The sequence below is a fragment of the Roseivirga spongicola genome, assembly GCF_034376045.1.
GTDB classification, from domain to species: domain Bacteria; phylum Bacteroidota; class Bacteroidia; order Cytophagales; family Cyclobacteriaceae; genus Roseivirga; species Roseivirga spongicola.
On the sequence record NZ_CP139724.1, the window covers coordinates 2,232,592 to 2,245,608 of the forward strand.

General features: G+C 42.0%; 10 protein-coding genes. 4 read left to right on the forward strand and 6 right to left on the reverse strand.

All coding sequences use genetic code 11. From position 1 onward, the window contains the following. Positions 1-87: 87 nt before the first annotated feature. The 5 genes from T7867_RS09800 to T7867_RS09820 form a co-directional block, all read right to left on the reverse strand. The gene (locus tag T7867_RS09800; protein WP_068221052.1) at positions 88-2,139 is read right to left on the reverse strand and encodes a PepSY-associated TM helix domain-containing protein; all 2,052 of its coding nucleotides are present in this window, start codon (positions 2,137-2,139) and stop codon (positions 88-90) included. An 8-nt stretch (positions 2,140-2,147) separates the two neighbouring features. Further along, the gene (locus T7867_RS09805; protein WP_068221053.1) at positions 2,148-2,429 is read right to left on the reverse strand and encodes a hypothetical protein; all 282 of its coding nucleotides are present in this window, start codon (positions 2,427-2,429) and stop codon (positions 2,148-2,150) included. Then, positions 2,429-2,755 (reverse strand): hypothetical protein, encoded by a 327-nt coding sequence (locus tag T7867_RS09810; RefSeq protein ID WP_068221054.1) that lies wholly within the window; start codon positions 2,753-2,755, stop codon positions 2,429-2,431. Before T7867_RS09810 ends, T7867_RS09805 begins: the two co-directional genes overlap by 1 nt. Before the next feature lie 70 nt (positions 2,756-2,825). Beyond that, complete coding sequence (locus T7867_RS09815; protein ID WP_068221056.1) at positions 2,826-5,246, reverse strand: TonB-dependent receptor; 2,421 nt, start codon at positions 5,244-5,246, stop codon at positions 2,826-2,828. Between the two features lie 126 nt (positions 5,247-5,372). Next, entirely contained in the window at positions 5,373-5,933 is a 561-nt protein-coding gene (locus T7867_RS09820) for a hypothetical protein (RefSeq protein WP_322300139.1), read from the reverse strand. A 1,698-nt stretch (positions 5,934-7,631) separates the two neighbouring features. Between T7867_RS09820 and T7867_RS09825 the strand changes: the two genes are divergently transcribed. From T7867_RS09825 to T7867_RS09840, 4 genes are all read left to right on the forward strand, one after another. Next, positions 7,632-8,321, forward strand: coding sequence for an SDR family oxidoreductase (locus T7867_RS09825; RefSeq protein WP_068221062.1), 690 nt, complete (start codon positions 7,632-7,634; stop codon positions 8,319-8,321). A gap of 429 nt (positions 8,322-8,750) precedes the next feature. Further along, positions 8,751-9,650, forward strand: coding sequence for a gliding motility-associated ABC transporter ATP-binding subunit GldA (gene gldA, locus T7867_RS09830; protein WP_068221064.1), 900 nt, complete (start codon positions 8,751-8,753; stop codon positions 9,648-9,650). A gap of 1 nt (position 9,651) precedes the next feature. Next, complete coding sequence (gene gldG, locus T7867_RS09835; RefSeq protein WP_322299167.1) at positions 9,652-12,057, forward strand: gliding motility-associated ABC transporter substrate-binding protein GldG; 2,406 nt, start codon at positions 9,652-9,654, stop codon at positions 12,055-12,057. 3 nt (positions 12,058-12,060) lie between these two features. Then, positions 12,061-12,540: an SAM-dependent methyltransferase gene (locus T7867_RS09840; protein WP_273515133.1), complete on the forward strand. Its 480-nt coding sequence runs from the start codon at positions 12,061-12,063 to the stop codon at positions 12,538-12,540. 158 nt (positions 12,541-12,698) lie between these two features. Here the strand turns inward: T7867_RS09840 and T7867_RS09845 are convergent, their stop codons facing one another. Beyond that, positions 12,699-13,016: a rhodanese-like domain-containing protein gene (locus T7867_RS09845; RefSeq protein WP_068221072.1), complete on the reverse strand. Its 318-nt coding sequence runs from the start codon at positions 13,014-13,016 to the stop codon at positions 12,699-12,701. Between the last annotated feature and the right edge of the window lies 1 nt (position 13,017).

Here is a 13,017-nt window from a genome sequence, read left to right on the forward strand (position 1 = left end):
ATTTTCATTATTACCTGTAGAGCTGCGCTAGTCGATCACCCGACTGTGTCTCTCTGGTCGAAGCCTTTCGCTTCGACCTATAATTCCTTACTTTTCAATCCAGACAATCAACTCCTTATTCCATTCTCTGAATGCTTTGATAAGGAAGATGCTGATCAATACCATAACAGCTAAAGCCACAATCTCAGAAACGTTTGAGGCTTCGTACATCAATGCAGTGAAGAAATGATAAACGTTGAACATTCCTTGCAAAATGGCCCAAGTAAAGGCTGTCCAATAGAACCAGCGCACTTTCACTTCTAGGCAGAGTACCGAGAATAGAAAGGCAAGTCCTTCTAGCCCTACACGCCATAAATGGTGTGATAAAGGTACATGACCAGTTGCATCATCCATCATCATGTTTTCATGGTAGTAGACACCATAAAGCCCATACATGCCGTGCAATATGTAGCCAATGGCACTGGCCAGCCAGAGTATAGCGATTTTATATTTCATTGGTTTTTCTGTTTCAGTTTGTGATGTTGATTCAGCAGTAAATTCTTCTTTTTGTTGAGCCAGCAGTTCTTTATGGCTTGGAGAAAGGGGCTCAGGCTTTTTAATTTTTGTAAGGGTGAAAAGTACGATGGCGCTCATGCCAATCCAGATAAGGTCTACCAAAGCAATTTCTACCTGATTTTGAGCAATCATTGTCCAAACCCAGTTACCAGAAATCAATCCATTTACAATAGGAATGAGTAGCCCCAACACTGCACCAGATAGCAAAGTGTATTTGGTAGTGAAGTAGTTACTTCGCTTAAAGCGGAAGAATAGCGTTACTATGGTTCCTACAATGAAAAAAGCAAGGTAAAGCAAGCTTTGTCTGCTGTCATCCATGCTACGAGGTAGCACACGCGCAACAATCATAGCGAAAGCGGTTACCGGGTAAAGAGACATGCAGATGGCGATAAATGAGTGGCCAACTTTTCGATTGAAAAGCCTTTGGCTAGCAGAAATATTCTTTTTCTCGCGGGCGGTTAGCCAAATTAATACGCCACTGATAATGACAAAACAGGTGATAAGCGCCAGAATGAAATACACCATTTTGAGCGGGTAACCACCCCAATCGCCAAAGTGCAGGGCGCGTACGGTTGCCTCAACACCTTCCAGATAGTTTGGCTCATCTGGTAGCTTCTCCGCAATAAGCTCACGGCTGGCAACATCATAGATGGCTCGGCCATGCGCTACAAACTTCTTCTGGTTCATCAACATGCCATCCACTTGAAACATCATGTTGTCTGTTCCATAATTGCGGATGTAAACCTGCACGGGCGTAAAGCCTTCCCAACGGCTTTGCACATCTTCCATAAAGCCATTTAAGCTCCCAATATTCTCGGTTGGTTGACCTAACTCATAGGTTCGCATCATTGGGCGTACTTCTTCAAGTAGCTTGTCTTGGTCACCATTATAGATAAGAGAGGCAGGTGCTAAAACAAAAATGGACATGCAGAGAAAGCAGCTGGTTACAGCAAATACGAATTGAAACGGCAGACCAATCACTCCTAAAGCAGTGTGAGCATCGGTCCAAATGGTTTTGGCCTTGGCCTTAGGGCGGAAAACATAAAAGTTGGAAACGATCTTCTTCCAATGAATAATTACTCCTGATACAATTGCTAGCAGAAAGAAAAACGCTACAAAACCCGCAATATAAATGCCTACGTAAGGGATTTGTGAGAAGAAGTGCAGGCGGTAAACTAGCTCGCCAATACTGTAGAAAGAATAGTATTCTGACCAAGTATAATCGTGAGCATCTATAAAGAAATAGTAGAGTTTATCTTCTTTGGTAGGGGCTTTAATAGTGTCTTGCGATTCACTTAGCTGAAAGTAAATCTCTTGTTTAGCATCAGGAACCAAAATGCGTAAGTCACGACCATATAGTTCATAATCTTCAGACTTGATTACTTCAATGGCACGGTCATAATCAATGTCGATCGCTTCTTCCACATTCACTTTATCCCCCTTTTCCCATGCAGTGATTTCATCTTTTATTAAAGCAAAAGCACCACAAAAGAAAATGACGAACAAGGCTGTGCTGATAACAATACCCGATACCGTATGTAGGTGAAAGAATACGTGATAATTTCTCTTCGATTCAGAACTCATAATTCAGACTATCGGATTAAGTAGGCAATTGTGACAAGCAAAACGATGGAGACTAGGTAGTAGACCCAGGCTTTGGCTCCACTTTTCATCATAAATGGGATAATGAAAAATACCATCCAGAGCATATAAAGCGTATAGACCGATGTAGCCACAACCGCTGCTTTGTTTTCTACCAATAGGCCTAGCACATAGTGAAACATGGCTGATAATAAGTAGCCACCAATGAGCCCCGCAGTAATTTTTGCAGCACGATCTGGTCCTGACGATAAGTATTTAGGGTTCGCTGGCATTAGATAAGAAATTCAATGGCGAGTGAAACAAAGAGAATGATAAGCAGGCTGAATTTGGTGAGCACTTTCAGTGGATAAAGGAGCACAACCATGGAAACGGCAAATGTGAGTATCAACAGAAAAAAGGCTATTGCCGCTCCGAATCCGGCATAAATTCCTAGCACGATGTACGAGCTTAGCAGAAGGAGAAGTCCAGCATGTTTTCTAAGTCGGTTTTGTGACTGGCTTATTCCTCGAAACTCAACATTCACCGATTTCATTTTGGTGGAGGTACTGTAAAGGAAGAAACTTCCAAGCAGGCAAAGTAGAATAGATGTGCTTACCATGGTTTAAAGCAAAAAGGGGTGCCGCCTGATGATGATCACTAAGCGACACCCTAGGGTTAACTAACTAAAACTAAAATCTATACTTCAAGCTCATCAAGAATGCCCTTGGCTCTTGCGGAGTAATAGTAGACCAACCAGAATAGTATTCTTTGTCGAAAAGGTTGTTCACTTTGAGGTCTACTCTGAACTTGGCTACCTGATAGAACACGGAGGCATTTGCTATGGTGTATTCAGGAAGCAAGAAGGTGCCAGTATTAGCATAGTTCAAGACTGCTCTTTCGCTGGAACCGTTAATTCCGAACCCAAAACCAATTCCTTTCAAACTGCCGTTTTGTAGCTCATAGCTTGCCCAGAAGTTGTAAAGGTTTTTCGGGCCAGCCTCCAAAGGTCTAGTTCCTAACTGATTTGCATCGTCAGTTTCTGTAATCTCACTTTCATTGGTAGTGTACCCACCCCTTAGGTTGAAACCATCGATAGGGTTTGCGTTCACTTCTAGTTCAAAACCACTGCTCTCTATAGTTCCTTCTTGCACCCGGTTGAAAGGATTGGAAGGGTCTGTCATTACTTTGTCGCTCACCTGAATGTCATAGTAGCTAATAGTGGCATTTAGTCGGTAATCGAAAAGGTTAGTTTTTAAGCCAAATTCTAACTGATTGGCTTGCTCAGGATCGAATGACTTGAGCGTCTGCGGGCCAGCATTTGGGTCGCCTACCAGGGCAGGGGCTACATTGTTAAAACTGTTCTGATAGTTGGCGAATATTGACATTTTATCCGCAATTGGCTGATAAAGCACTCCGAATTTTGGAGATAGGGTAGTTTGGTCGAAACCACCTTCACCGTTAATGTCGCCCAAGTTTTCAAACCTATCTAAACGAACACCAGCCATTACAGAAAGGCTAGGAGTGAAGTTAATAACATCTGAAACATAAGAACTGATTACATTTTGTCTAACTACTGAGCTTCCGTTGGCTAAAGGAGCAATGGCTTGATCTACAGCAGAAGTGGTTAGAGGAAATGGACCGGTTTCGGTGGCAGGAGTAAATGGGTTGTCTGGGAAAAGTTCGCCTGTAGGGCTTACGTTGCCATAGTAGGCATATCCTGAACTGTTGTCAACCGACTTTGCTTCTAAATAGTCGATTCCGAAAACCAGTCTGTTTCTTAATTCACCAATTTTGAAATCACCAATAATGTTCTCCTGAATGTCGAAAGTATTGGTCTGCGCATTCTGCTTATTAATGAACCTGGTGAAAATGTTGCCAGGGTATACGCCATAATCATATAAGTAGGAGTAGTACCCATCGGTTGTGGTCTGGCTAGTAGATATTACGGTTTGAGAAGTCCAGTTATCAGAGATTTTATAGCTAACCTCGCCTCTGAAATTGCTTGTTGGAGTGGCAATGGTTAGTCCGTTGCTGGTAAACGAAAGCTTGTTGTTGTACCCTAGCGCATCTAAATCAGGAGCGTCACTCGGTGCAGCTCTGTTCAAGAAAAGCATGGTCGGGTTAGTTTGCTCCGCTTTGGTTATTTCTCCGTAAAAGGAGAAGGTTAGCTTGTTGTTTACTCTGTAAGTCAATGAAGGAGCTACAAAGAATGTTTCTCTGAATCCAGCATCTTGAAAGCTTCCTTTATACTGGTAAGAAGTATTTAGGCGGAAGTAAATATCTTGAGCGGCATCTAGTGGAGTGTTGTAGTCAAAAGTCAACTGGTTCAACCCAAATGAACCCGTTGTGAAGTTAATGCCACCACCGGTTCCGGCAAATGGCTTTTTGGTTACTACATTGATAATTCCTCCATAAGAACCCACGGAGTTTCCAAAAAGGGTAGCCGATGGACCTTTAATTACTTCAATTCTATCAATATTGGCTGCATTAATGGTTCCGTTGGTTAAACCTGGCATTCCGTTTACCAATTGGGGTTGAACCGAAAAACCTCTCAAGCTATAATATCCAGCACCGTCACCACCGCGCCCGGTAGAAGTCCAGAGCTTATCAACGCCAGTGGCATTCTTAAGAGCGTCTTCAAAATTGGTTACAGTTTGAGAAACTAAAAGCTCATTGGTAATGGTACTATACACCTGCGTATTTTCAAGGTCTTTTAATGGCAGCTTAGAAACGTAAGCTGTTTGCTCACGAGAGAACTGGTTAATTCGTTCTCCAGTAACCACTACATCTTGAAGAATTTCATTTCCCTCATATAGGGTGATGTCTTCTAAAGTTGTGGCTTGGTTCGCTTCTATGGTAATAGGAAGTTCAACCGTTTTGAAGCCTACGAATGAAACACGGGCAACGGCCTGTCCTGTTGGTAAGTTGCCGACAGTAAATGTGCCGTCTATATCTGTTACAGCCCCTTTTTCGGTGCCAAGAACCAGGACGGTCACTCCTATGAGCGGTTCTTGGTTGTTGTCTAGCACTTTCCCTTTGAGGCTACCAGTTTGTGCAAAAGCTGGTACTGCTAACAGCAGTAGAATGATTATTTGTAAAGTTTTTTTCATCTTATTTAGACTGATTCTTAATAATGGCGCAAAAGTATATTACACCACCTGCCGTTGCAATCACTAGTGCTAGTGAATCTTGGCGCTATTGGTAGCTACTTGCTAAAGAAGAAGAATGAATGGAGCTTATCTGTGGATGATAATCTCTTGTACATCTGATGAAACCGGTATGGCCTTTACGGCTTGGTCATCGGTTTGCATAATTACATAGTCTGCATTTTTACCAATCAGCTTTCCTTTTAAAACCCTTTCGTCAGATTGAAAAACGATCTCAATTTCTTTCGGAGCTTCTTTAAATCGCTTGAACATTCTATCACCGTAGAATTCAGAGGCTAGATTCAAATAAGCTAAGGCGGAAAGAACAATAATGTACGGGCGATATTTCTTCAAGGCGTTGGTAGACATTCCGAAATTGAACCGTTTATATGATTTCGGCCATCGACCTTGCCAAAGCTTATCGACTTGAAAGAAGATCAATACGGCTATTAAACTTGCTGCTGCAAAAAGGATAAGCTCAAAGTTTTTAACAGGAGCCAACAAAAAGTCAAGGATGTCAGCATATTCAAAAATATTGATATCGAAGTGATTGTAGTATTTATAATCGAACATCATTCCAATCAACACTACGGTTAAATAACCTAAGGTGATGTATGTCTGACTGTCTAGAAAAGGTTTTTTCTCGCTCATTCAGGGGGCAAGATAAGGAAAGTCGTATTATTCAATCCGAAAGATCGACTAAACGTTCTCTAGGCAATTTGGAAGGGACATCATCTGGATGAGGCAACTAGCCTTAGGGGCGATAAGATTTTTAAATAGTAGCAAATTGATATTCGTTCGTCATTCCGGAATTTTTCTTTGCAGGTTTTGGAGCAAAGAAAAATATCCGGAATCTAAAAAACTGGTTTGAGGAGATTCCAGAAAATCTTTTGGCTGGAAAAAATGCCAAAAGACTTTCTGGAATGACAGTCAGTGAGGTAGTCTCGGTTCAGTCATTCTGAGAGAAGCGAAGAATCTTATTCGTTATGTAGAGGAATAGCATTATCTGAAAGGATGTATCAACTAGTCTTAGGATCTCCTTAAGACTTTTATGCGGTGGTGACTAGAGCAGCGAATTGATATTCGTTCGTCATTCCGGAATTTTTCTTTGCAGTTTTTAGAGCAAAGAATATCCGGAATCTAAAAAACTGGTTTGAGGAGATTCCTGATAAATCTTTTGGCTGGAAAAATGTCAAAAGATTTTCTGGAATGACGATCAGTGAGATAGTCTCGACTCAGTCATTCTTAGAGGTGCGAAGAATCTTATTCATCATAAAGGAAGAATAGTATTTTCTCAAACGATGCTTCAACTAGTCATAGGGTCCCCTAAGACTTTTATTCGGTGGTGACTAGAGTAGCGAATTGATATTCGTTCGTCATTCCGGAATTTTTCTTTGCAGGTTTTGGAGCAATGAAAAATATCCGGAATCTAAAAACTGGTTTGAGGAGATTACAGAAAATCTTTTGACTGGAAAAAATGTCAAAAGATTTTCTGTAATGACGGTCAGTGAGGTAGTCTCGGCTCAGTCATTCTTAGAGGTGCGAAGAATCTTATCCATAATTACAGAAGAATAGTATTTTTTGAAACGATGCTTCAACTAGTCTTAGGGTCCCCTAAGACTTTAATGCGGTGGTGACAGGAGTAGCGAATCGATATCAGTACGTCATTCCGGAATTTTTCTTTGCAGATTTTGAAGCAAAGAAAAATATCCGGAATCTAAAAAACTGGATTGAGGAGATTCCTGATAAATCTTTTGGCTGGAAAAAATGCCAAAAGATTTTCTGGAATGACGGTCAGTGAGGTAGTCTCGGCTCAGTCATTCTTAGAGGTGCGAAGAATCTTATCCATAATTACAGAAGAATAGTATTTTTTGAAAGGATGCATCAACTAGTCTTAGGGTTCCCTAAGACTTTTATTAGGTGGTGACTAGAGTAGCGAATTGATATTCGTTCGTCATTCCGGAATTTTTCTTTGCAGGCTTTAGAGCAAAGAAAAATATCCGGAATCTAATAAGCTGGTTTGAGAGGATTCCAGAAAATCTTTTGACTGGAAAAGTGTCAAAAGATTTTCTGGAATGACGGTCAGTGAGGTAAGCTCGGCTCAATCATTCTGAGAGAAGCAAAGGATCTTATTCATCATAAAGGAAGAATAATATTTTCTGAAAGGATGCAACAACTAGTCTTAGGATCTCCCTAAGACTTTTATGTGGTGGTGGCTAAGGTAGCAAATTGATATCGGTATGTCATTCCGTAATTTTTCTTTGCAGTTTTTCGAGCAAAGAAAAATATCCGGAATCTAAAAACTGGAATCACGTGAAACTATATCGCTCCGTGATTGATTAAATACACATGGAATTAAAAGGAAAACTAGCGATAGTAACCGGTGTCAGTAAAGGCATCGGTTTAGAAACAGTTAAAACTTTATTGGAAGCTGGCATGTATGTAGCAGGCTGGGGAAGAACCAATAACTCTATAGATCATAAAAATTACCACTTCTTTAAAACTGATGTTGCCGACTGGGAGAACGTTCAGGCTTCTTACAAGGCCACTAAAGAGCAGTTGGGTAACCCTGCTGTGCTTATCAATAATGCAGGTTTCGGTATTCAGGGATTAATCCATGAGATAGATGTTGAAGACTGGAAGTCTATGTACGATGTGAATGTGCACGGTTTATTTTACTGTATTAAAATGGCAGCACCAGATATGATTGATAATCAGGAAGGACATATTGTGAATATCTCGTCTATTGCAGGAACCAATGGTGTGAAAACCATGAGTGGCTATGTCGGGTCTAAGCATGCAGTAACGGGTATCGGACACTCAATTTTCCAAGAGTTGAGAGACTACGGAATTAAGGTGACAACCATCTACCCAGGTAGTACAAATACCAACTTCTTCGATGATATGGAGTTTGCTAACGCGAATGAAAACATGATGCGTCCTCAAGACATCGCTCAGACTATTCTAGGTTCGCTACAAACTCATCCGAATTACCATGTAGTAGATGTGGAAGTAAGACCGCTGAAACCGAAAGGGTAGAGAAGCAGAGAGCTAAAAGCCATTTGGAAAGATTAGAAAACCGAGCATAGTTGTTCGGTTTTTTGTTTTATATGCTGTCAGGGGCTCACTGCAGCAATGTTTTGCCTGAATAAAGAATTGGTAATCTTCCAAAGATTAGTCGTCAGACCACTCCAAGTGGTCAGACGACTTTCAAGTCTATAGAAACAGTTGTTCCCTTGATGCAAGGGATTCACTTATATGGGTTCTCAGTGAGGATATACCCCTCCGGCTTCCAGCCACCTCCCCTTCAGGGGAGGAGTTTGGCTCAACAGTATTTGTCCATCCACGATTAACTGATAACCGATAACGATTAACCTATACAGCAAAAACTTCCGGCTTCCGACTTCGGTCTTCCGTCTTCTCCACTATCTTTGACAATTCCTAAAACGAAAAGACGTTCATTCATCAATGTCAGTAAAGGTAGCCGGGCTAATTAAAATTTATGGGCAACAACATGCGGTAGATGATATTTCATTTATCGCCCAACCGGGAGAGATTCTGGGCTTTTTGGGTCCCAATGGAGCTGGCAAGTCCACCACCATGAAGGTTGCTACTGGTTTTATTCCACCTTCTGAAGGTTCGGTAGAAGTTTGTGGTATCGATGTGATGAATCAGCCCGTTGAAGCCAGAAGGAAGATTGGCTATCTGCCGGAGAATAATCCTCTTTATTTAGATATGTATGTGCATGAGTATTTGCTTTTTATGGCATCGGCTCATGGGCTAAAAGGGGCATCGGCCAAGGCTCGGGTAAAGGAAATGGTGGCACTCTGCGGGCTCACCAAAGAGCAGAACAAGAAGATTGCCATGCTCTCCAAGGGTTACAGGCAAAGGGTGGGGCTGGCTCAGGCGCTGCTCCACGATCCGGAAGTATTGATTCTGGATGAACCCACCACTGGGCTTGATCCCAATCAACTGGTGGAAATCAGAAAGCTGATCAAGGAAATTAGTAAGAACAAGACTGTGATTTTTAGTACCCATATTATGCAGGAAGTGAAAGCTTTGTGTGATAGGGTGGTGATCATCAACCAAGGCAAAATTGTAGCCGATGATACGCTTCAAAACCTCATGGGTAACCGCGTGGTGCTGAAGGTGGAATTTGAGTCGGCTGTGGATGTACAGAAACTGTCTGTTTTAGGTCAGGTGGAGGAGAAGGGAGCAAACCAGTTTAGCATTTCCAGCGAAGCCGGAAAAGACCTGCGGTCGGTGCTCTTCAAAATGGCCAAGGAAGAAGATTGGGTAATTCTAAGCATGAGCCAGGAAACTCAGGAATTGGAAGAGATTTTTCACCAGTTAACCCAAGCGAACTGATATGTGGGCGATCTATTCTAAAGAAATCCGTCAGTTCCTCAATTCACTCATCGCCTATGTGGTGATTGGCGTTTTCCTCACGGGAATTGGCCTATTAATGTGGGTGTTCCCAGAAACCAGCATCATCAATTATGGCTTTGCCGATATGGAAAGCCTCTTTTCATTGGGGCCATTTGTGTTTATGTTCCTCATTCCGGCCATCACCATGCGAATGGTGGCGGAGGAAAGAAGGGCAGGAACCATTGAGCTGCTGCTCACCAAACCATTGACGGAGTGGCAGATTGTGCTGGGGAAATACTTTGCGGCTTTTACGCTGGTTATTCTATCAGTTGTTCCCACACTCGTTTATTTCTATTCGGTTTATCAATTGGGCAACCCTGTTGGTAATCTGGATATACCAGGAATTATCGGGTCCTATATTGGTCTAATTCTACTTGGAGGTGTGTTTACCGCTGTTGGTTTGGCGGCTTCGGCTTTTACCGAAAATCAGATTGTATCATTTATTCTGGCGGTTTTTCTCTGCTTTTTCCTATATACAGGCATAAGCTCTCTGGCCGATTTAGTGAGTGGTCCTTCTGCCATTTACATTGAAGATTTGAGCCTGAGCTTTCATTACGATGCGCTTAGCCGTGGTTTGATTGATACCAGAGATTTGACCTTCTTCTTATCGACTATCATCTTTATTCTGATTATCACGCATTGGAAGATTATTGCTAGAAAGCTAAGTTTCAAGCCTATCAGATCGAGACTTTATAAGCGAGTATTTCTCGGTATGCTGGCTTTGTTGGTTTTCAATATTGTGGCTGCCAACTTTTTCTATCGATTCGACCTTACCGAGGATAAAAGGTACACACTGAAGCCTGCGACAAAAGAATTACTAAGGCAGTTGGATCAGCCGATGACCATTGAAATTCTCTTGGCTGGCGATTTACCTGCCGGTTTTGAGCGTTTCAGAAAGTCGATCAAAGAGACCATCGATGAGTTCGATGTCTATAAGCCGGGGGTGATCAATTACTTTTTTACTGATCCATCTGCAGCAGAAGATGCAAAAACTCGCGATGAGAATATTCGCTATTTGATGCAAAATGGATTCGAGCCAACCAATGTAGTGGATACTGAAGATGGAAGGCAGATTCAGAAGATCATTTTCCCTTATGTGATTGTTCGTTATGGTGAACAGGCTGCCGGTATTTTACTACTCAAAGGTGGAAAGGGTGGAAGCCCGAATGAAACCATTAATCAAGCTATTGAGAATGTTGAGTTTGAGCTGGCTGTCGGTTTACAACGCCTGGCTAACCTCAATAGAAAAACAATCGGTTTGGTGCGTGGTCATCAGGAACTCGATTCCATGAATATTGTGGGCTTTATGAGTGAAATGGTTCAGTATTTCGATATGAAGGAGATGAAACTGGATCAGCAGGTTTATCCTGAAGATTATGACGCCCTAATCATAGCGAAACCTACTTCTGCCTTTAGCCGATCGGAGAAGTATGTACTCGATCAATATGTGATGCACGGTGGTAAGGTCATGTTCCTCATAGAATCATTGCAGGCCGATATGTCTCAGGCGGCAGGAATGGGGACACTTGCTACTCCTATCAATCACAATTTGGAAGATTTGCTTTTCCGTTATGGAATCAGACTTAATGGAAATTATGTTCAGGATATTCAGAATTTCGGGAGATATCCGGTAGTAGTTGGTGAACAAAATGAGATTATCAATTTGCCATGGCCGTTTTATGCTTCTGTCAATGACTTTGCGGAGCATCCTATCACCAAGAATTTGGATGCCGTTTATCTCCGTTTCTTTAGCACAATAGATACGGTGAAAGCTGGTGGTGTAACCAAAACTCCGTTGATGTTCACCTCTGAGTTTACGAGGGTTTTGCCAGCTCCAGCACCTGTAGCTTTAGAAGATTATGCCAATCAGCCTGACCCTAGTTTATTCTCTGGAGGAAAGAAGGCTGTGAGTTATTTGCTCGAAGGTAATTTTACTTCACTTTTCAAGAACAGGGTTTTACCAGATTCAGTGAATAAAGCTTCTTATCTCGAGGAAGGGTTGCCATCCAAAATAGTGGTGGTTTCCGATGGTGACTTTATTCGCAATGAACTGAATTTAAGAAATAGAACACCGTATGAATTAGGCGTGAACCCTTTCAGGGAAGATGGTGAAAAGGTGCGCTATGCTAATAAAGACTTCATGTTCAATGCGCTGGCTTATCTCACTGATGAAAACGGATTGATTACCTCTCGGAACAAGGAAATCACTTTAAGACCGTTGAACCGAACAAAACTTCAATCGGAAAGAGGCTTCTGGCAGGCCCTGAACTTGGCTGGTCCCTTAGTGATTCTGGTAATTTTTGGTTTTGTTAGAGCCTATATACGAAAGCGTAAATACACATTTTAAATAATGACTGAACACACATACTACAGAGAGCCTTTTGTAAGGACTCCTGAAGAACTTCTTGATAAAAAGCTAGAATTGGCGCAGATAACCAAAGACGACCTAATTATTGATCTGGGCTGCGGTGATGGATACGTGATGATAGCGGCCTGTCAGCGTTATGGCTGTAGAGCAATCGGTTATGAAATTGACTCAGAGATTGTTGAAATGGCCACTAAAGCTGTGGAGGAGTCAGGACTTTCAGATAGAATAGAAATCAGGCAAAAGGATTTTTCGGAACATGATTTTTCAGAAGGAACGGTCTACTTGCTTTACCTTACTCGCAATGAGCTGAACAAATTTTCATTGCCACTTGAAATACATGCTCCTAAAAGAACAAGGATTGTGACCCATGATTTTGACATGCCAGCATGGGAGCCCAAGGAAACGGTAGAGTTTCCTCTCATGTCAGGAGATACCAAGTTTATCTACTTGTTTGAGAAGTGAGTTTGAAGCCCTCCGCCCGTTGGGCACCTCCCCTAGGTTAGGGGAGGAATTGTTGCCGAAGTTTTTTTCGTCTCGTCATTCAGAAGGAGGCCATAGGCCGACTGAAGAATCTCATCAATTATTTATGAGATCCCCGCCTCAGCGGGGATGGCATACAATTAATATTTCTGCACACTCTGGTCAATCTCATCTGCCCAAGCTAGGATGCCGCCCTTGAGATTGTAAAGGTTTTCAAAGCCATGGTTAGCCTCCAACCATTGAATGGCATTACCACTTCTGGCGCCACTTCTGCAATGAACCACTACTTGCTTGTCTTTAGCGAATTTATCAACATTTTCGGGCACCGTGCCTAATGGAATAAGCTCCGCACCGATTTCAGCAATCTCTGCTTCGTGCTGTTCACGAACGTCTATTAATTGAAAGTCGGCACCGTTATCCATTAATGCCTTCAATTCTTTTACTGTTATTTCCTTCATT